17 protein-coding genes are annotated in these 20,439 nt (G+C 70.5%); 14 read left to right on the top strand and 3 right to left on the bottom strand.

Features of this window, described 5'->3' with window-relative positions; translation table 11 throughout:
- The first annotated feature begins 42 nt into the window (after positions 1–42).
- From AB0P08_RS09285 to AB0P08_RS17045, 6 genes are all read left to right on the top strand, one after another.
- Positions 43–1,083 (top strand): LOG family protein, encoded by a 1,041-nt coding sequence (locus AB0P08_RS09285; protein WP_363589509.1) that lies wholly within the window; start codon positions 43–45, stop codon positions 1,081–1,083.
- Between the two features lie 186 nt (positions 1,084–1,269).
- Positions 1,270–2,253: a transcription termination factor NusA gene (gene nusA, locus AB0P08_RS09280; protein WP_187663844.1), complete on the top strand. Its 984-nt coding sequence runs from the start codon at positions 1,270–1,272 to the stop codon at positions 2,251–2,253.
- 62 nt (positions 2,254–2,315) lie between these two features.
- Entirely contained in the window at positions 2,316–2,570 is a 255-nt protein-coding gene (locus AB0P08_RS09275; protein WP_083391685.1) for a YlxR family protein, read from the top strand.
- Between the two features lie 94 nt (positions 2,571–2,664).
- Entirely contained in the window at positions 2,665–5,394 is a 2,730-nt protein-coding gene (gene infB, locus AB0P08_RS09270) for a translation initiation factor IF-2 (protein WP_187663846.1), read from the top strand.
- Positions 5,395–5,499: 105 nt separating this feature from the next.
- Positions 5,500–5,925, top strand: a complete 426-nt coding sequence (gene rbfA, locus AB0P08_RS09265; RefSeq protein WP_187663847.1) for a 30S ribosome-binding factor RbfA — start codon at positions 5,500–5,502, stop codon at positions 5,923–5,925.
- 160 nt (positions 5,926–6,085) lie between these two features.
- Positions 6,086–8,104 (top strand): hypothetical protein, encoded by a 2,019-nt coding sequence (locus tag AB0P08_RS17045; RefSeq protein WP_522727306.1) that lies wholly within the window; start codon positions 6,086–6,088, stop codon positions 8,102–8,104.
- A 42-nt stretch (positions 8,105–8,146) separates the two neighbouring features.
- On the opposite strand, the gene AB0P08_RS09255 is transcribed toward AB0P08_RS17045, so the two are convergent.
- Positions 8,147–9,043 (bottom strand): iron-sulfur binding domain-containing protein, encoded by an 897-nt coding sequence (locus AB0P08_RS09255; RefSeq protein ID WP_363589507.1) that lies wholly within the window; start codon positions 9,041–9,043, stop codon positions 8,147–8,149.
- Between the two features lie 52 nt (positions 9,044–9,095).
- On the opposite strand from AB0P08_RS09255, the gene truB reads away from it, so the two are divergent.
- The 6 genes from truB (at position 9,096) to AB0P08_RS09225 (ending at position 15,374) form a co-directional block, all read left to right on the top strand.
- On the top strand, positions 9,096–9,989 hold the full coding sequence (truB, locus tag AB0P08_RS09250) for a tRNA pseudouridine(55) synthase TruB (protein WP_363589505.1): 894 nt from the start codon (positions 9,096–9,098) through the stop codon (positions 9,987–9,989).
- A complete protein-coding gene (locus AB0P08_RS09245) occupies positions 9,986–10,354 on the top strand; it encodes a hypothetical protein (RefSeq protein ID WP_363589503.1) in 369 nt (122 codons plus the stop codon). The genes truB and AB0P08_RS09245 overlap by 4 nt, the downstream gene beginning before the upstream one ends.
- Before the next feature lie 56 nt (positions 10,355–10,410).
- Positions 10,411–10,848 (top strand): hypothetical protein, encoded by a 438-nt coding sequence (locus AB0P08_RS09240; RefSeq protein ID WP_268776454.1) that lies wholly within the window; start codon positions 10,411–10,413, stop codon positions 10,846–10,848.
- Entirely contained in the window at positions 10,845–11,795 is a 951-nt protein-coding gene (locus tag AB0P08_RS09235) for a bifunctional riboflavin kinase/FAD synthetase (protein WP_268776453.1), read from the top strand. The genes AB0P08_RS09240 and AB0P08_RS09235 overlap by 4 nt, the downstream gene beginning before the upstream one ends.
- A gap of 201 nt (positions 11,796–11,996) precedes the next feature.
- Positions 11,997–14,141 (top strand): DEAD/DEAH box helicase, encoded by a 2,145-nt coding sequence (locus tag AB0P08_RS09230; protein ID WP_187663853.1) that lies wholly within the window; start codon positions 11,997–11,999, stop codon positions 14,139–14,141.
- A gap of 204 nt (positions 14,142–14,345) precedes the next feature.
- Positions 14,346–15,374: a 6-phosphofructokinase gene (locus AB0P08_RS09225; protein ID WP_187663854.1), complete on the top strand. Its 1,029-nt coding sequence runs from the start codon at positions 14,346–14,348 to the stop codon at positions 15,372–15,374.
- Positions 15,375–15,468: 94 nt separating this feature from the next.
- On the opposite strand, the gene AB0P08_RS09220 is transcribed toward AB0P08_RS09225, so the two are convergent.
- The gene (locus AB0P08_RS09220; protein ID WP_363589501.1) at positions 15,469–16,122 is read right to left on the bottom strand and encodes an endonuclease domain-containing protein; all 654 of its coding nucleotides are present in this window, start codon (positions 16,120–16,122) and stop codon (positions 15,469–15,471) included.
- Positions 16,123–16,453: 331 nt separating this feature from the next.
- A complete protein-coding gene (locus AB0P08_RS09215) occupies positions 16,454–18,547 on the bottom strand; it encodes a S9 family peptidase (protein ID WP_363589499.1) in 2,094 nt (697 codons plus the stop codon).
- A 154-nt stretch (positions 18,548–18,701) separates the two neighbouring features.
- Here AB0P08_RS09215 and AB0P08_RS09210 point away from each other — a divergent pair, with 154 nt between their 5' ends.
- Together AB0P08_RS09210 and AB0P08_RS09205 are read left to right on the top strand one after the other, a co-directional pair.
- Positions 18,702–20,066 (top strand): inorganic phosphate transporter, encoded by a 1,365-nt coding sequence (locus AB0P08_RS09210; RefSeq protein ID WP_259953728.1) that lies wholly within the window; start codon positions 18,702–18,704, stop codon positions 20,064–20,066.
- A complete protein-coding gene (locus AB0P08_RS09205; protein WP_187663858.1) occupies positions 20,063–20,398 on the top strand; it encodes a peptidase in 336 nt (111 codons plus the stop codon). Before AB0P08_RS09210 ends, AB0P08_RS09205 begins: the two co-directional genes overlap by 4 nt.
- The last annotated feature ends 41 nt before the right edge of the window (positions 20,399–20,439 follow it).

Genomic DNA, 20,439 nt, shown 5'->3' with positions numbered 1-20,439 from the left:
GTTGCGTCCCGCCGACCGGATGCCGCGTGGGACGCTGGGGGCATGACCGAGGAACCGCTGCCGGCAGCCCTGAGCGACGAGATCAACCGTGTGCTGGACGAGGCGGGTGTGACCGCGGACCGTCGCCTCGTGATGCGGATGCTCCGCACCGCGCTGCTGCTGGGGGAGGACGGCACCGACCGCCTCGACCTCAAGATCGCCTCCGCCGCCCTGGCCGAGATGCGGGACGCGTTCCGCCTCTTCGCGCCCTTCCGCGGGGTGCCGAAGGTGACGGTGTTCGGGTCGGCCCGCACCCTCCACGACGACCCGCTGTACCTGCAGGCGCGTGATGTCGCCGCGGCCCTCGCGAGCGACGGCTGGATGGTGGTCACGGGCGCCGGGCCGGGGATCATGCAGGCCGCGGCCGAGGGAGCGGGGCCCGCGCTGTCGCTCGGTGTCTCCATCCGTCTCCCCTTCGAGGAGAAGGCGAACAGCCTGGTCACGGGAAGCGATCAGGTGGTCGCGATGAAGTACTTCTTCACCCGCAAGCTCATGCTCATCAAGGAGTCGAGCGGCTTCATCTGCCTCCCCGGCGGATTCGGCACGCTGGATGAGATGTTCGAGCTGCTCACCCTCCAGCAGACGGGCAAGGCCGAGCCGACGCCGATCGTGCTGCTCGACGAGAAGGGCGGATCGTTCTGGCAGGGCATGCGGCGCTTCGTCGACGAGCACCTCGCGCCGATGGGGGTGATCTCCCCCGGTGACTTCGATCGGGTCGTCGTCACCGATTCCGTGGAGGAGGCGCGCGCCGAGATCACGGGGTTCTGGCGCAACTACGATTCGCTGCGGTGGGTCGGCGACACCCTGGTGCTGCGCCTCAAGGCCGAGCCGACGGATGCCGAGATCGAGGAGCTCAACGCCGGCTTCGCAGGGCTGCTGTCCACCGGGCGCATCGAGCGCACGGCTCCGCGGTCCCCGGAGGTCGCCGACGACGACCGGCTCGACCTCCCGCGCCTCGCCCTGCACCTGAATCAGCGTCAGGTGGGCGATCTCTTCCGTCTGATCGGGGCCCTCAACGCGCTCCCGTCCGCGCCGAGGGTCTGACCCCGCGACGCATCCCACGACGCAACAGGCTCCCACGCGGAATCAGGCTGTTCCCGCGGTGCGTGCCTGCTCCCGCGTGAATGCCTGTGCCCGGGCGCGGATGGCCCGGGGGCGCGGCACACGGTATCGTGGTACGGATGTCGCGCGTGCATTCGGGCGCGACGAGAGCTGAATAGGGAGGCCGTCATGGACATCGAACTGAGTCTGCTGCGAGGGATCGAGAAGGAGAAGGCGATCCCGTTCGACGAGCTCGTCGCGATCATCGAGCAGGCGATCCTGACCGCGTACTCCAAGCACGTCTCGCCCGAGGGTGCCGCGCCGGAGGGCGTCCGCGTGCACCTCGACCGCAAGACCGGCCACGTCGCCGTCCTCCAGGTCGTCCGCGACGACGAGGGTGCGATCATCGGCGAAGAGGAGGCGACGCCCGACGACTTCGGGCGCATCGCCGCGTTCGCCGCCAAGCAGGTCATCAGCCAGCGCCTCCGGGACATCGCCGACGATGCCGTCCTCGGCGAGTTCAAGGGCAAGGAGGGCGACATCGTCGCCGGCGTGATCCAGCAGGGGCCCAACCCGCGCATGATCCACGTCGACCTCGGCTCCGTCGAGGCGATCCTCCCGCCCGAGGAGCAGGTGCCCGGCGAGGAGTACACGCACGGGTCCCGTCTGCGCGTCTACGTCACCAGCGTCGCCAAGGGGCTCAAGGGTCCGCAGATCACCGTGTCGCGCACGCACCCCGGCCTCGTCCGCAAGCTCTTCGCCCTCGAGGTGCCGGAGATCGCCGCCGGACTCGTCGAGATCGTCGCGCTCGCGCGTGAGGCGGGCCACCGCACCAAGATCGCGGTGAAGGCCAACGACCCGGCGATCAACGCCAAGGGGGCGTGCATCGGTGAGATGGGGCGCCGTGTGCGAGCCGTCACGGAGGAGCTCGCGGGGGAGAAGATCGACATCGTCGACTACGACGCCGACCTGCCGACGTTCGTGGCGCACGCGCTGTCGCCCGCCAAGGTCACGAGCTCGTTCGTCCTCGACGCGAGCACCAAGGCCGTCCGCGCCCTCGTGCCCGACTACCAGCTGTCGCTCGCGATCGGCAAGGAGGGTCAGAACGCGCGTCTGGCCGCCAAGCTCACGGGTGCGAAGATCGACATCCAGCCGGACAGCGTCCTCGACTGATCCCGGTCCGTCCTCGACGCCACGCCCGGTGGCGGCGAGGACGGACGGAACGCAGGTGTAAGATGGAACCCGTACGAACGTGCGTCGGTTGCCGCACGCGTGCTCCCCGCTCCACTCTGCTCAGGGTGGTTGCCCAGAACGACACCCTCATCCCCGATGAGCGTGCTGTCCTGCCGGGGCGCGGCGCGTGGGTGCATCCGACACCCGAGTGCATGGAAGCCGCTCTGCGGCGTCGAGCTTTCGGAAGAGCACTGCGTGTGACCACTCAGCTGGACACACGGACCTTCGAACAGCACCCACCAAGAAACAAAGGCTGAACAGCTATGGAAACAAAGTGAACGGCTCGAAATGAGACCCGTCCGCGACTAGTGGTCTGCCCTGTCTGGGCAGACCGACCCAGACAGGAGAATTGTGGCTGGTAAACCACGCGTACATGAGATCGCCGCCGAACTCGGCGTCGACAGCAAGGTCGCACTTGCGAAGCTCAAGGAACTCGGCGAGTTCGTGAAGAGCCCGTCCTCGACGGTCGAGCCCCCGGTGGCGCGCAAGCTGCGCGCCGCGATCGAGGCCGACCCGTCCCTCAAGGCCGGGTCCGAGCCCGCTGCGGCGAAGCCCGCCGCGAAGCCGGCACCGAAGTCCTCGGCGCCCACCCCTGGCCCGAAGCCCGGACCCAAGCCGGGTCCTGCGGCTCCGGCCGCCCCGGCACCGGCGCCCGCCCCCGAGGCGGAGAAGGCTCCGGCACCGTCGGCGCCCGCGAAGCCCGCGGCTCCGGCCCCGGCCGCGCCGTCCTCCGGTGACGGCAACGCGCCGAAGCCCGGCGCGCCCCGTCCCGGCAACAACCCGTTCTCGTCCGCTCAGGGCATGGGCCAGCGTCCCGCCGGCCCTCGTCCCGGCAACAACCCCTTCGCCTCGGCGCAGGGGATGGGTCAGCGGCCGACCCCCGGCAACATCCCGCGTCCGCAGGCGCCGCGCCCCGGTGCTCCGCGCCCGGGTGCCCCGCGTCCCGGCTCGCCGCGTCCCGGTGCTCCCCGCGGCGGACAGGGTGGTCGTCCCGGTGCTCCGTTCCAGCAGCGTACGGGCGGTCCCGGTCGCCCCGGCGGCGGTGGCGGTCCCGGTGCGGGTCCCCGTCCCGGTGGCGGTTTCGCCGGTCGTCCGGGTGGCGGCGGTGGCCGTGGCCGTGGTCCCGGTGGTGGTACCGCCGGTGCCTTCGGTAAGGGCGGCGGCAAGAGCAAGCAGCGCAAGTCGCGGCGGGCGAAGCGGCAAGAGTTCGAGATGCGGAGCGCCCCGGTCGTCGGTGGCGTCAACGTCACCCGCGGCAACGGGGAGATCATCCGCATGCGTCGCGGTGCGTCCATCGCGGACTTCGCCGACAAGATCGAGGCCCTGACCGGCTACACGGTGCAGCCGGGCACCCTCGTCACGATCCTCTTCAACCTCGGCGAGATGGCCACGGCCACCGAGTCGCTGGATGAGGCCACGTTCGAGGTCCTCGGTGAGGAGCTGGGCTACAAGGTCCAGATGGTCTCGCCCGAGGACGAGGACAAGGAGCTCCTCGAGGGCTTCGGTCTCGACCTCGAGAAGGAGCTGGAGGAGGAGAGCGAGGACGACCTCGAGATCCGTCCCCCGGTCGTCACCGTCATGGGTCACGTCGACCACGGTAAGACGCGCCTCCTCGACGCGATCCGTCAGACCAACGTCATCGAGGGTGAGGCCGGCGGCATCACCCAGCACATCGGTGCCTACCAGGTCTGGACCGAGCACGACGGCATCGAGCGGGCGATCACGTTCATCGACACCCCGGGTCACGAGGCGTTCACCGCCATGCGTGCCCGTGGTGCGCAGGTCACCGACCTCGCGATCCTCGTGGTCGCGGCCGACGACGGCATCATGCCGCAGACGGTCGAGGCGCTGAACCACGCCCAGGCGGCGAACGTGCCGATCGTGGTCGCGGTGAACAAGGTCGACAAGCCCGAGGCCAACCCGGCCAAGGTGCGTCAGCAGCTCACCGAGTACGGTCTGGTCGCCGAGGAGTACGGCGGCGACGTCATGTTCGTCGACGTGTCGGCCCGTGCCAACACCGGCATCCAGGAGCTCCTGGACGCGGTGCTGCTCACGGCGGACGCCGGTCTCGACCTGACCGCCAACCCGAACAAGGCCGCTCGCGGTGTCGCCATCGAGGCGAAGCTCGACAAGGGCCGCGGTTCGGTCGCGACGGTGCTGATCCAGTCCGGAACCCTCCGGGTCGGCGATGCGATCGTGGCGGGCACCGCCTACGGCCGCGTCCGCGCGATGATCGACGAGAACGGCGAGGTCGTCGAGGCGGCTGCGCCGTCCCGACCGGTCCAGGTGCAGGGTCTGAACTCCGTGCCGCGCGCCGGCGACGTCTTCATCGTCACCGAGGAAGACCGCATGGCGCGTCAGATCGCGGAGAAGCGCGAAGCCGTCGAGCGCAACGCCCAGCTGGCCAAGGCCCGCAAGCGCATCTCGCTCGAGGACTTCACCCGTGCTCTCGAAGAGGGCAAGGTCGAGTCGCTCAACCTCATCATCAAGGGTGACGTCTCCGGTGCCGTCGAGGCGCTGGAGGAGTCCCTCCTCAAGATCGAGGTCGACGATTCGGTGCAGCTGCGCATCATCCACCGCGGTGTCGGTGCGATCACCGAGTCCGACGTGAACCTGGCGACGATCGACAACGCGATCATCGTGGGCTTCAACGTCCGCCCCGACACGAAGGCGCGCGAGCGTGCTCAGCGTGAGGGCGTGGACATCCGCTTCTACTCCGTCATCTACAACGCGATCGACGAGATCGAGAGCTCGCTCAAGGGCATGCTCAAGCCGGAGTACGAAGAGGTCCAGTCGGGTGTCGCCGAGATCCGCGAGGTGTTCCGCTCCTCGAAGTTCGGCAACATCGCCGGTGTCATCGTGCGGTCCGGGACGATCACGCGCAACGCGAAGGCCCGTGTCATCCGAGACGGCGTCGTCATCGCCGATGGCCTCGCCATCGAGTCGCTGCGCCGGTTCAAGGACGACGTCACCGAGGTGCGGACGGACTACGAGGCCGGTATCGGCCTCGGCAAGTACAACGACATTCAGATCGGCGACGAGATCGAGACGACCGAGATGGTGGAGAAGCCGCGCGGCTGATCCGCACGGCTCCGGCGGCTGCCTCCTCCTCCCGTGACGGGGGAGGGGGCAGCCGCCTCCGCGGCTCGCTGGGAACCGCGATGCACAGAGGTGGGAGAAGGAACAATGGCTGGTGAACGACAGGCCCGACTCGCGGATCGCATCCGCGTGATCCTCGCCGAGCGCTTGGAGAAGGGGCTGCGCGACCCGCGTCTCGGCTTCGTGACCATCACCGACGTCCGCGTGAGCGGCGACCTGCAGCACGCTTCCGTGTTCTACACGGTGCTCGGTACGGAAGAGGAGCGCCTCGCCAGCGGCGCCGCGCTCACGTCCGCGACCGGAATGCTGCGCAGCGAGGTCGGTCGACAGCTCAGCACGCGACTCGTCCCCACGCTCGAGTTCATCCCGGACGCCCTCCCGGAGAACGCGGATCACATCACCGCCCTGCTCCGTGAGGCGCAGGAGCGGGACGCGGAGGTCGCCAAGCTGGCCTCTTCCGCGACCCACGCCGGTGAGGCCGATCCCTACCGTGCGGACGACGACGAGGACTGATCCCGTCTGATACCCTCAGGTCCGCGGCGGGACAACCGGTGGATCTGGGGGGATCGACATCGAGTCTCGGAACGCGCCTGCGGGGTCGTCCGTCGCGCCCGGCGACGTCGAGGCGCTGCTGGACGAGCTTCGGGCTCGGGAGCTCGCGTGCGCCCCGCACGTGGCCGCGCGGCTCGTCGCCGCGCTTCCGGAGGATCAGGCTGCCGTCATGGCGGTGGCGGCCCGCCTCACACCGGAGCAGCGGCGAGGTCTCGGCCGGCTGCCGTGGCCGCTGCCGTCCGCCGCCGATGCCGTCCCTCTCGGCATGCTGTCGACCCCGGACCGGCTGCTGCTGCTCACCGTGGCGTTGGCGTTCGAGGATGACCTCTATCCGGTTCTCGCGGTGGACGGGCGCGGCGTGGAGGAGGTGCGGGCGAGCGGCGCCGCACCGCACCTGGTGATCCACGCGGGACGCGTCCGGTTCGCCGACCCCCGGATGGAGACGGGAGTGCACGCGGCCGCCTCTGCGGCTGAGGTCGCGCACACGCACGCGCGCCTGGCCGCGGTCGCCGTCGGGCGGCGAGATCGGGTGGCTGCGGCCTGGCATCGCGCGCGTGGGGGCGCCGTCCGCGATCAACGGTCCGCAGCGGTGCTGACGGCAGGTGCCCGCGCCGCTGCCGCAGAGAGACGCCAGGAACGCGTACTGCTGCTCGCCGCCGAGGCCGCGAAGCACGCGGCCGGCGACATCGGCGAGGAAGCGCGAGTGCTCGCCGGGTGCGCGGCGCTCGCATGCGGTCATGCGGCGGATGCCGAGGAATGGTTGGGAAGCCTCGTCTGCGGCGCCGCCGAGCACCGTCGGGGGCGAGCGCTCGGACCGTTCCTCGTCGCCCGCACGTTCCGGTACGGAGCGGTGCCGGCCGTCGATCCGCAGCGGCTCGCTCCGCTGCGTACGGCGGACGGCGACTCCTGGGCGCGGTCCGCGGCGCTCCTGGCGTTCCTGTGCGCGGAGCGCGGCGACCGCAGGGCGGGGCGCCGCTGGCTCGCCGAGGTCCGTGACGGGGCCTCGCGCGTCGGCGGGGACGGCCTCCTGCGGGACGCGGTCGAGACGCTGTGCGGCCTCCTCGCCGGGGAGGTCGTCACGGGTGACGTGCCAGGAACCGGCGGGCTGCTGGGCGCCGTGTCGGGGGCTCTGCATGCCGCGTGCGGCGGCGACATCGACGAGGGCCTGCGGCTGCTGCAGACCGCGGATCTCCCCGGGGTGGGGGAGCGCGATCCGATGATCCCCGGTTTCGAGCACAGCCCACTGGGCCGGGCCTACCGGGCCGTCACCGAGGTGCTGCTTCTGGTCTGGCGGGGAGACATCGGTCGCGCCCGGCTGCTGCTGCGGCGGGCAGCGGTCGAGCTCCCCGTCGCGATCCCGTTCGCGGGACTCGGCGTGGTGCTGGCGCGGCGGCTCGATCTCGCGGTCCTCGGCGCTTTCAGCCCGATCGCCAGGGCTCTCACCGCCGTGCTCCCTCCGGCCGCAGACATGGACGTACTGGTGGACCGCGCTGTCGAGGCGTTCCTGAACGGCTCCTTCGAGGCGGCCGCCGGTGCGATCGGGCTGTGGCGGGATCGCGGGGAGCCGCAGGCGCGCTTCGCGGTGCCGGGGGTGGAGGAGGTCGTGCTCGTCCCCGAGGCCGGACGGGCGTCACCGGCGGTGCGCCCACCGGAGACGGAGTTCGCCGACGCCCTGCGTCACGCCGTCGCGCCGTCCGGCGACGGTGCCTGGCGCACGGAGCAGGAGGCCCTGCGAGAGGCGGCACGACGGCTTCGGTCGCCCTTCGCCCGCGGCCGTGTCGAGACGCTGCTCGGGGTCAGGTCCGGGCTGCACGGGGATCCGATCGCGGCCCGCAGTCACCTTGCGCAGGCCGAGAGACTGTTCGAGGCCGCCGGGGCGAGCGCGTGGGGGCGTGCCGTCCGCCGGCGTCTGCAGCGGCTGGAGAGCGACCCGCACGTCACGGGCGGCGCGCATCTCCCCGTGTGCCGGAGCGCCTGGGCGCAGCGGCTGACGTCGCGGGAGTTGGAGGTCGCGATGCTCGCCGTCGAAGGCACGGGGAACCGCGCGATCGCGGAGCGCCTGTCGGTGCGATCCGGACGGTCGAGGTGCATCTCGGACGCGTGTTCGCGAAGCTGCACGTGCGCAATCGTGTCGAGCTGACCGTGTTGGCGCACCGGACCGAGCAGTACTTCTGAGCAGCGCTCACCGCGGCAGCGAGAGGCCCTCCCCGTCCGCTTCCGCGAGTCCGTCGGCGATCAGGGAATCGATCGCCCGATCCCGCTGACGCAGGTCGGGCCATGCCGGAAGGACCGCCGCGAGGGGAACCGGCTCGGGGGCCGCGTCGCGCAGGAGCCGGAGCACGGCGCCGCGGGCCTGCCGGTCCGACCCCTCGAACGTGGCCTGTCGCCGTCGCTCGTCTCCGGTATCGGGTCGGCCGGCTGCGAGCCACGCGCAGGTGTCAGCCAGCGGGCAGCGCTCACACCGGGGCGCGCGCGACGTGCAGATCGTCGCGCCGAGTTCCATCGCCGCGGCGTTGAGGACGCTCGCCTCAGTCACCCCCTCGGGAAGCAGGGAGGACATGAGAGCGAGGTCGCGGCGGGATGGTGGCCCCGGTTGTGCCCGTCCATCGACGGCTCGTGCCAGGACGCGCCGTGTATTGGTGTCGACGACGGGATGACGGTCGCCGTACGCGAAGACCGCCACGGCACGGGCGGTGTAGTCGCCGATGCCGGAGAGGGCGAGGAGGGCGTCGACGTCGCGCGGCACGACGCCTCCGTGCCGCTCGACCACCTCGATGGCGGCGCGGTGCAGCCACAGGGCCCGCCGCGGATAGCCGAGGTTCGCCCACTGGTGCACGACCTCCGCCGTGGACGCTGTCGCCATCGCGCGGGGCGTGGGCCACCGTGTCAGCCACGCGTCGAGATGCGGGATCACCCGGGTCACGGGTGTCTGCTGCAGCATGAACTCACTCACCAGGACGCCCCAGGCGCCGAACGTGGCATGGAAGTCCGGCCGGCGCCATGGGAGGTCGCGCGCCGCCTCGGCGTACCAGCCGAGCAGGGGCGTCAACGTCGCAGGGGACGGTGCGGGCGCGGCCATCCCTCCAGCCTAGGCGAGCGGTCGCCGCTCTCGGCCTCGGTAGGCTGGAGGGATGGCGACCCCCGGTATCCTCCTCGTCGACAAGCCCGGCGGGCTGACCAGTCACGACGTGGTCGCCCGCACCCGACGGGCCTTCGGGACCCGCAAGGTCGGCCACGCCGGGACTCTCGACCCGATGGCCACGGGGCTGCTCGTCATCGGCATCGAGGGTGCGACCCGCCTCCTCACGTACATCGTGGGCGCCGACAAGACCTACGAGGCGACCATCCGGCTCGGTGCCGCCACATCCACGGACGACGCGGAGGGCGGGATCCTCCACACTGCGGACCCCGCCGCCCTCGTCGCGGTCGAGGACGCGGCGATCGATGCCGGGGTGGCCGCGCTGACGGGCGCGATCTCCCAGGTCCCTAGCGCGGTGTCGGCGATCAAGGTCGACGGTCGTCGCGCGTACGACCGGGTCCGTGCGGGGGAGAAGGTCGTCCTCGAGCCGCGGGAGGTCGTCGTCTCCCGGTTCGATGTCCTCGCCCGTCGCCGCGACGACCACGCCCTCGACCTCGATGTCGTGGTGGACTGCTCGTCCGGCACCTACATCCGCTCGCTCGCCCGCGATCTGGGCGCTGCCCTCGGCGTCGGCGGTCACCTGACGGCGCTCCGCCGCACCCGCGTCGGCCCGTTCGACGTGCGCGACGCGGTGTCGATCGACGCGCTCGACACCGCTCCCGTGCTCACCCCCGGCGAGGCCGCCGCTCGCGTCCTCCCCGTCCTCCCCGTCACGGCGGACGAGGCTCGCGATCTGCGCCACGGCAAGCGTCTGGCGGGGCAGGCGGTGCGTCTGGACGGTCCGCTCGCCGCGGCCATCGAGGACGACGGCGCGCTGGTGGGGATCGTCGAGAAGCGCGGCGCCGATGTGAAGAGCGCCATGAACATGCCGGAGGTCTCCCGATGATCCTGTGGTTCACGATCGTGGAGATCGTCGTCGCCGTCGCCGCCGGGCTCTTCTGCCTCGGTGCCGGGTTCGCCGGTCGGCGCCCCAGCGACTTCTCGGTGGGCGCACTCGCGCTCGTCGAGGTGCTGCTGCTCGTGCAGGTCGTGGTCGCCATCGTCGCGCCCCTCGCGGGGAATCCGCCGACCGGGGACCTGCTGGAGTTCTGGGTGTATCTCGTCTCGGCAGCTCTGCTCCCGATCGGTGCGGTGCTCTGGGCCCTCATGGAGCGCAGCCGGTGGAGCACTGTCGTTCTCGGCGTGGCCGCCCTCGCGATCGCGATCATGCTGTGGCGCATGCAGGTCATCTGGACGATCCAGGTCGCCTGAGCGCGGGCCGGGAGCGGACGCCGGGCGGCTCACCCGGCTCTAGGATGGAATGCGCTATGAGCTCCACCGCCCCCTCCACCCGGATGACCGGTATCGGTCGTGTCCTGGTGATCGTCTACGCCGTGATGGCGCTGGCGGCCACCGGGCGCAGCTTCGTGCAGATCGTCCGTCGATTCGACGAGGCCCCGCTGGCCTACACGCTGTCTGCCCTGGCCGCGGTCGTGTACGTCCTGGCGACGCTCGCGCTCGTCTTCGCGCGGCGTCGGGGCTGGTACACCGTCGCCTGGGTCGCGATCGTCTTCGAGCTCACCGGTGTCCTGGTCGTCGGCGTGCTCAGCCTCGTCCTCCCCGAGCTCTTCCAGCACGAGACCGTGTGGTCGCTGTTCGGGCGCGGCTACCTCTTCATCCCTCTCGTCCTCCCGGTCTTCGGGATCTGGTGGCTCCGCACGCACCGGCCCGTCGAGGCCACGCGTCCGGTCGAGGTCGCCGCGTGATCGTGTTCCGGAATCCGGACGAGGTCCCGGACGGCTACGGCCCCAGCGCCGTCGCCATCGGGAAGTTCGACGGCGTGCACGAGGGGCACCGGGCGGTCATCCGCCGTCTGGAGGAGGCCGCCGCAGCCTCGGGGAGCCGTGCCGTCGCGGTGACGTTCGACCGCAACCCGCTCGCCGTGATCCGTCCGGACCGGTGCCCCGAGAACGTCGTGACCGTCGACCGCAAGCTGGAACTCCTCAGCGAGCTCGGACTCGACGCGACGCTCGTGCTCACGTTCGACGAGACGCTCGCCGCCCGCAGCGCCGAGGACTTCGTCGTCGACATCCTCGTCGGCGCGCTGCACGTGTCCACCGTGCTCGTCGGTGCCGACTTCCGCTTCGGGCACCGGGGTGCAGGAACGCCCGAGCTGCTGCGCGCACTCGGCCCCCGCTACGGCTTCACGGTCGAGGTCGTGGACGACGTCTACCTTCCGGGTTCCAGCCGACGGGTCTCGTCGAGCTGGATCCGCGAGCTGTTGATGGCGGGGGATGTCGCCGAGGCCACTCGCGCGCTCGGACGGTATCCCGACGTGCGCGGCGTCGTGGTCCACGGTCTGAAGCGCGGACGCGAGCTCGGCTTCCCGACCGCGAACCTCTCCACGATCGTCGACGCGTTCGTGCCCGCCGACGGCGTCTACGCCGGATGGCTCGTCGACCACGACACGGGGATCCGGCATCCGTCGGCGATCTCGGTGGGAACGAACCCCACCTTCGACGACGTGCTCGTGCGTCAGGTCGAGGCCCATGTGCTGGGGGAGACCGGTCTCGACCTCTACGGTCATGACGTGACGGTCGAGTTCGTCGAGCGGCTGCGCGGCATGGTCGCGTTCGAGGGCATCGAGAAGCTGATGACGCAGATGGCCGCCGACGTCGCGCAGGCCGCGGCCATCCTCGACGAACCCGTGTAACACGGCGGCACCCTGCTTCCGCGGCCGGGGGCCGGGATGGCATAGAATGGCATCAGGCTCCCACCGGTCCCGCACGTATCGCGTGCTCCGGCGGGAACACCGATCCACAGTCCGCACGGTCCTGGCTCACGCCACACGCGGACGACGAGAACGGCTCACGGCTCCCTGAGGGAGCCGGAGCCCTTCAGGCTCAGGAGGAGCATGCCGACCACGGCAACCGCCGCCCCGCGGCGCAAGAAGACGTCCCGTCGCGATGACGAGGCACCCCTCATCCCGATCCTCGCGCGCAAGGTGCGCGAGATCGAGGCGAAGTCCCAGCGCGGCAAGCTGGGCCCCACGAACCGCACGAAGTTCCAGGTGATCGCGTTCCTGGTGCGCGAGGAGCGCGCCAGGGTCAAGGCCGACACCGAGATCACCGATGCGGCCCGCGCCGAGCTGCTCAAGCGGCTCGACGGCGTCGCGACGATCCTCGCGAAGACGGCCGCTCGGGACACCTCGCTCATCCAGCTGCTCGAGGCCGACCAGGCCACCTCGCCGGTCGCCAAGCGGATGCGTCGCGACTGGCTGCTCGAGTCCGGTGCCGAGCTTCCCCCTGAGGAGCTCATCATCGCCGACCCCGCGCCCGTACAGGTGTCGGTGGTGCCCGCGGCCATCGCGGAGCGTCAGGTCACCCCGCCGTCGGTCGAGGCCCGCCAGCTCGCCAACCCGTTCCTGGCGCCCGACCTGACGCCGCGTCCGGCCAGCACGCCGCGCCGCCGTCTCGACGGCTGGGAGCTCATGGGGCCGCTGTACAAGGCATTCGAGACGGGTGCGGGCGGTGCCGCGGCGTCGATGGAGCTTCCCCCGGCCCCCGAGTTCGATCACCTCTCGCCCAAGGGCCGCGAGATCATGGTGCACCAGTCGCGCTTCCTCGAGGCCGTCCGCGCCGGGCACCGCAGCTTCCTGCTCGCCGACGAGCCGGGCCTCGGCAAGACGGCGCAGTCGGTGCTTGCGGCCTCCGTCGCCGGCGCCTATCCGCTGCTCGTCGTCGTGCCCAACGTCGTGAAGATGAACTGGGCGCGCGAGGTCGAGCGGTGGACGCCGCAGCGTCGTGCCACGGTCATCCAGGGCGACGGCGATGACATCGACGCCTTCGCCGACGTGTTCATCGTGAACTACGAGATCCTCGACCGTCACATGTCGTGGCTGGCGTCGATCGGCCTGCGCGGCATGGTCGTCGACGAGGCGCACTTCATCAAGAACCTCTCGTCGCAGCGCTCGCAGAACGTGCTCTCGCTCGCCGCGCAGGTGCGCGAGCGCACGCCGGGGCACGATCCGCTCATGCTCGCGCTCACCGGTACCCCGCTCATCAACGACGTCGAGGACTTCGACGCCATCTGGCGTTTCCTCGGCTGGACGAACGGCGAGAAGCCCGGACCGGAGCTCATGGAGAAGCTCGACGCGACGGGACTGACGCCTGCCGACAAGGCCTTCTACCCGGAAGCCCGCGACGCGGTGATCTCGATGGGCATCGTGCGACGGAAGAAGAAGGACGTCGCCGCCGATCTGCCCGACAAGCTGATCGCCGATCTGCCCGTGCAGCTCGACGACGAGTTCGGCCGCAGTATCCGCCAGGCCGAGCGCGAGCTGGGGGAGCGGCTGGCCGCCCGTTACCGTCGCATCATCGAGGCACGCGGCGACCGCGGCCTCGCCCCGGGCGAGATCGACGACGACATCGTCCGTCTCGTCGCGCAGAACGAGCTCGAGGAGTCGAAGGCTGCCGGCACCGGGGGAGACAACGTCTTCACGATGGTGCGCCGCATCGGTCAGGCGAAGGCGCTTCTGGCGGCGGACTACGCCGCGCAGCTGCAGCGTTCGGTCGGCAAGGTCGTGTTCTTCGCGAAGCACATCGACGTCATGGACCAGGCGGAGGCGCACTTCGCTTCGGCCGGCATCCGCGCGGTGTCCATCCGCGGTGACCAGACGAACACAGCCCGGCAGCAGGCCATCGACGACTTCAACGGCGACCCCGAGGTCGGTATCGCGGTGTGCTCGCTCACGGCGGCCGGCGTCGGCCTCAACCTGCAGGCGGCGTCGAACGTCGTGCTCGCGGAGCTGTCGTGGACCGCGGCCGAGCAGACGCAGGCCATCGACCGCGTGCACCGCATCGGACAGGACGAGCCCGTCACGGCGTGGCGGATCATCGCCGCCCACACGATCGACACGAAGATCGCGGAGCTCATCGACCAGAAGCAGGGGCTCGCGGCCCGCGCGCTGGACGGCGAGGCGACGGAGGAGACCGCCAGCGAGTCGGTGCAGCTGGCCGCGCTGATGCATCTTCTGCGCGAGGCTCTCGGCGGCCGCTGAGCGAGCGTCAAGAACAAGAGTTCTTAACGCTGCTGCAGGCGGAAGTTCCTGTCGCGGCGCGAACTTCGTCGACATCGGTCGCTGTGGCCGTGAAGATCGCGGGTTTTCGACGCGCTCGAATGGCCACGCGAGGGGGCGGCGCGCTAGTGTCGATCGCAGGCACTGTCGCCTCACCCCCATCCCTCGACCTCCGAAGGCAGCAGCATGAAAATCGGCATCCTGACGAGCGGCGGCGACTGCCCCGGACTCAACGCGGTCATCCGCGGCATCGTGCTCAAGGGCACCACGACCTACGACCTCGAGTTCGTCGGCATCCGCGACGGATGGCGCGGCGTCGTCGAGGGTGACTTCATGCCCCTGACCCGCCACGAGGTGAAGGGCCTGTCCAAGGTGGGTGGCACGATCCTCGGCACCAGCCGCACCAACCCGTACGAGGGGGAGCGCGGCGGTGCGGAGAACATCGCGAAGACGCTCTACGGCCACAAGATCGACGGCATCGTCGCGATCGGCGGCGAAGGCACCCTCGCGGCGGCGGACCGTCTCGCCAAGGACGGCATCAAGGTGCTCGGCGTTCCGAAGACGATCGACAACGACCTCCGGGCCACGGATTACTCCTTCGGCTTCGACACCGCCGTGAACATCGCCACGGACGCCATGGACCGGCTCCGCACCACGGGTGACTCCCACCAGCGCTGCATGGTCGCCGAGGTCATGGGTCGTCACGTCGGCTGGATCGCGCTGCATGCCGGGATGGCCGCCGGGGCCCACGTCATCTGCATCCCCGAGGTGCCGATGTCGCTGGACGAGATCACCGCTCTCGTCACGAGCGCCCACGATCGCGGTCGTGCACCGCTCGTCGTCGTCTCCGAGGGCTTCAAGCTCGCCGGCATGGACGAGGCCTACAGCGACAAGGGTCTGGACGCGTTCAACCGACCGCGGCTCGGCGGCATCGGCGACCTGCTCGCCCCTGAGATCGAGCGGATCACGGGCATCGAGACCCGCGCCACGATCCTCGGCCACATCCAGCGCGGCGGCTCGCCGTCGGCCTTCGACCGCGTCCTCGCGACCCGCCTCGGCCTGCACGCCGCAGACGCCATCGTTGACGGCGCCTGGGGGCAGATGGTCGCGATGCAGGGCACCGACATCGTCCGCGTCCCGTTCGCCGATGCTCTCGGCGAGCTGAACACGGTGCCGCGGTACCGCTACGACGAGGCCGCCGCCCTCTTCGGCTGACCACCGCCCGGCTTCAGGCTCTCGCGCCGCTCCAGGCGTCTTGCTGTCTTTCTCGCCTGAACTCCCGTGAGGGCCTGTGCTTGTGTTCGGTCCGCTATCCGCGACCCGTCGCTCGATGGTCTGCGCGATGGAGCCCCTGCGCGAGCGCGGCCAGGACGGTGTCCTCGACATGACGGTCATCGACCATGACCTGGTGATAGTCGAAGCGGAGGACCGTGTAGCCGCGGAGTGCGAGCCTTGCGTCAGCAGCGAGGTCGCGTCGCCGGTCGCCCGCGGCGCTGTGGTGGCGGAAGCCGTCGATCTGGATGGCGAGACGTTCGCCGATGACACCGTCGAGCGGATGGCCGTCGACCCACACCTGCTGTCGCACGTCGATGCCGACCGCGCGCATCCGTTCGACGAAGACCGTCTCGGGACCGGAGTCCGACCGGCCGCGGACGGTTCGAGCGAGGCGGTTCGCGGCATCGCACCGCCACCGGACTCGCACGAGGGTGTCCAGGTCCACGGCCCCGTGGCGGAGCGCGGATTCCCAGATCGCGCGGGCCTCGATCAACGGCCGGCATCGCGCGACCTGGAACAGGACGCCTAGGACAGGATCGACCGCCGCCCGCGGATGCACCGGAACGGGCCCCTGTGCGCAGTGCACCTGGACGCCGACGCGATCGAATCGAGAGGCGGTGCGGGGGAGGGCGACGTGCACCTCCGCGGCCCCGACATCCCACCATCCGGCGAGGGCCGCCGCGCTCACGCAGGTGACCCTCCCGCCCACGGATCTCCACCCGTGTGCGTGTCACCCCTCCACCCTGCGGGCTTCCGCTGCCGCGCTTCACCACGCCACCGCCGATGGGGAGGTGCTTCCCGGAACTCTCCGCCTGTGCAGGAGCAGTGCTCGGTCGTGAGCACAGGCCATCACGCGAGCTCAGGCCAGGACAGGCATGGGCGCCTGATGCCCCGCGCGTGCCTGACTCCGCGCCGATGCCTGTGCCGGCGTCGCGCCCCGTGAGCACAGGCGTGCGCGCGAGTTCGGGCCAGGTCAGCGCGCAGGCGCCTGATGCCGCGCGAGCGCCTGATGCCGCGGGTCAGGCGAGGTGGAGGGTGTCGAGGAGCCAGGCGAGCTCGAACGCCCGCTCGCGCCAGGAGTTGTACCGTCCGCTCACCCCGCCGTGCCCCGCGACCATCTCGCACTTCAGCAGCACGTCCTTCGCGCCGGCCTCCCGCAGCCGGGCGACCCACTTGGCCGGCTCCACGTAGAGCACGCGGGTGTCGTTCAGCGAGGTCACCGCGAGGATCCGTGGATACTCCACGCCGTCGCGCACGTTCTCGTACGGCGTGTACGACTTCATGTACGCGTAGACCTCGGGGTCGTGCAGCGGGTCGCCCCATTCGTCCCACTCGATCACGGTGAGGGGAAGCGACGGGTCGAGGATCGTCGTCAGCGCGTCGACGAACGGCACACCCGCGAGGATGCCGGCGAAGAGCTCCGGGGCGAGGTTGGCGACCGCGCCCATCAGCAGGCCCCCGGCACTGCCGCCCTCGGCGACGAGCTGGGCCGGGGTGGTCGTCCCCTCGTCGACGAGGTGCCGGGCGCAGGCGACGAAGTCCGTGAAGGTGTTCCGCTTGTGCAGGAGCTTGCCCTCTTCGTACCACTGCCGACCCATCTCGCCGCCTCCGCGCACATGCGCCACGGCGAACACGACTCCGCGGTCCAGCTCCGAGAGCCGTGCGACCGAGAAGCCCGGGTCGATGGAGTGCTCGTACGAGCCGTAGCCGTAGAGGTGGACGGGACGCGTGGTCGCACCGGGCTCGCCGAAGGAGCGCTTCCACACGAGGGAGATCGGCACGCGGGTGCCGTCCTCCGCGGTGGCCCACTCCCGACGCTGTCCGTAGTCGGCGGGGTCGTAGCCGCCGAGCACCGTCACCTGCTTGCGCAACACGAGTTCCCGCGTCGCGAGGTCGAGCTCGTACACCGTGCCCGGCGTGACGAACGACGTGTACCCGAGTCGCAGGAAGGGGGAGTGCCACTCGGGGTTGCCGCTGACCCCCGCGGAGTAGAGGGGCTCGTCGAACCGCAGCTCCTCCACCGTGTCGGTCGCGTAGTCCAGGAGGCCCACGCGCTCGAGGCCCTCGCTGCGATACTCCACCGTGGCGAAGTCGCGGAAGGCTTCCACTCCGAGCAGTCGCCGTCCTGGCTGATGGGCGACGACGACGCGGCGCTCGCCCTGCGGGTCGTCCGCCGCTACGGAGACGAGTTCGAAGTCCAGGGCGTCGTCGTTGTGCAGGATGAGGAGCCGGTCCTCACCGTCCACCACCGCGTGCTCGAGCGAGTACTCCACGCCTTCGCGCCGCGGCCACACCGTGCGCGGCTCCGCCGTGATGTCGCCGGCGAGGTCGACGAGGTACTCCTCGCTCGTGATGCTGGAGCCCACACCGATCACGAGGTAGCGCCGGCTCCGCGTGATCCCGGCGCCGAGCCAGAACTTCTCGTCGGGCTCGTGGAAGAGCGTGATGTCGTCCGACACCGGGGTCCCGAGCCGGTGCAGCCACAGGGTGTCGGGGCGCCACGCATCGTCGCGGGTCGTGTAGAGGATGCCGGTGCCGTCCGGGGTGAAGAACGCGCCGCCGGTGTTCGGGATCTCGTCGTCCAGCGTGACGCCCGTCTGCAGGTCCCGCACGCGGACCGTGTAGAGCTCGTCGCCCTCGAAGTCCGTCGACCACAGCAGCTTCGTCGCATCATCGGAGGTGTCGAACGCGCCGAGCGAGAAGAACTCGTGCCCTTCGGCCTCGACGTTGCCGTCCAGCAGCACCACCTCGCCGGGCACGGGCACCCCCGGCTCGAGACGCGGCGGCGTCCAATCGCCTTCGACGGCGGCGGCGCGACAGTGGATGCCGTACTGCGCGCCTTCCTCGGTGCGGCTGTAGTACCACCAGTCTCCACGCCGTGTCGGCACCGAGAGGTCGGTCTCCTGAACCCGTCCCTTGATCTCCTGGAACAGCGTCTCGCGGAGCGCGGCGAGGTGCGCGGTCTCGGCCTCGGTGTGCGCGTTCTCCGCCTCCAGGTGTGCGATGACCTCGGGGGAGTCCTTGGCGCGCAGCCACTCGTACGGGTCGTCGACCGTGTCGCCGTGATGCGTGCGGAGGGTGGAACGGCGGGCGGCGATCGGGGCGTCAGTCACCGTCCCACGCTATCCCAGGTCGAGTTGACCGGCACGGGGGACGGTGGCAGGATTTACCGGGGCCGGTAAACGGAAGTCAAACCCACGGTGAACTCTTCGTTCGTCACGTCGATCCCGTCGACATCTCCCTCTTCCTCAAGACCGAAAGCGAACGGTGGAAACCGCAGCCCTCATCGTCGTGCTCGTCATCGCGCTGGCACTCTTCTTCGATTTCACGAACGGGTTTCACGACACCGCGAACGCGATGGCCACGCCCATCGCGACCGGAGCGCTCAAGCCCAAGACCGCGGTCCTCCTGGCCGCTCTCCTCAACCTCGTCGGCGCCTTCCTGTCGACCGAGGTGTCCAAGACCATCTCCGGCGGCATCATCCAGGAGGATGCGATCATCGCCGCGGGAGCGGAGCTGTTCCTCTCGTTGATCTTCGCCGGACTCATCGGCGCCATCACCTGGAACATGCTGACGTGGCTGCTCGGCCTGCCGTCGAGCTCGTCCCACGCGCTCTTCGGCGGGCTGATCGGCGCGACGCTCGTCGGCGCCGGTCTCGGCGGCATCGACTTCGGCGCCGTGCTGTCGAAGATCGTCCTCCCCGCCCTCATCGCCCCCATCACGGCCGGCATCATCGCGTACGTCGCGACGAAGATCGCCTACTCGGTCACGCGTCGCTACGACGGCAAGCCGGACGGACGGGACGGATTCCGCTGGGGTCAGATCTTCACGTCCTCCCTCGTCGCCCTCGCACACGGCACCAACGACGCACAGAAGACGATGGGCGTCATCACGCTCGCCATGATCACCGTCGGCTGGCAGTCCGGTGCGCACCACGAGCCCGAGCTCTGGGTCATCATCGCCTGTGCGTTCACGATCGCCCTCGGCACGTACCTCGGCGGCTGGCGCATCATCCGCACGCTGGGCAAGGGCCTGACCGACGTCAAGCCGGCTCAGGGCTTCGCGGCGGAGAGCTCGACGGCCGCGACGATCCTCGCCTCCAGCGCCCTCGGATTCGCGCTCTCCACCACCCAGGTGGCCTCGGGCTCGGTCATCGGATCCGGCCTCGGTCGTCGCGGTTCGACGGTCCGCTGGCGGACGGCAGGACGCATCGGCGTCGGCTGGCTGCTGACGCTGCCCGCGGCCGGAGGCGTCGGCGCCCTGGCGGCACTGCTCGTCGTGTGGCTCGGCCCGTGGGGCGTGGCCATCGACGCCGTCCTCGCGGTGGCGATCATCCTCGGGCTGTACATGCGCTCTCGGCGCAACGCCGTCACGCCGGCCAACGCCATGAGCGACGTCGCCGAGTCCCACCTTGCCGTCGAGGTTCCCGACACCCCGCCGCCCACGCGTCGCCAGCAGCGCATCGCCCAGGCGAAGGCGGAGGCGAAGGCCCGTGCCGAGGCCAAGGAGAAGGCGAAGGCCGAGGCGAAGGACAAGGCGAAGAAGAAGGCCAAGGCCAAGGCGGACGCGAAGGCCGCGAAGACCGGCAGCGCCTCGTCGTCCGACGCGTCGCAGAACGGGGACTCGGCATGAACGTCACGATCGACTGGATCGCCTTCCTGCAGGTGTTCGCCGCCGCGCTCATCGGCGCCGCCGCCATCGTCACCTTCTACGCCCTGGGCCTGCGTCTGCTCGTGCGCAGCGGGCGGGCGCCCGTCGTGAGCCCCGCGGAGTTCACCGACGCCATCACGGTGATCTCGGAGAAGGAGCTCAAGCGGGCCGCCAAGCAGGCGGCGAAGGCAGCGAAGAAGAGTCCGCTCACCGAAGGGCAGAAGACCCTCGCGCTCGTGGGCGCCTACGGCTGCTTCGTGCTCTGCGCCGCCGCGGTCATCGCCGGCATCCTCCTGATCGTCATCGGCCACTGAGTCCGCGGTGCGTCGGGCGCGTCGGTGACCGGCCGTAGGCT

Source organism: Microbacterium meiriae, from assembly GCF_040686935.1.
GTDB lineage: Bacteria > Actinomycetota > Actinomycetes > Actinomycetales > Microbacteriaceae > Microbacterium > Microbacterium meiriae.
Note: the sequence above shows the minus strand (reverse complement) of the source record. Positions and strands in the feature narration are given on the sequence as shown.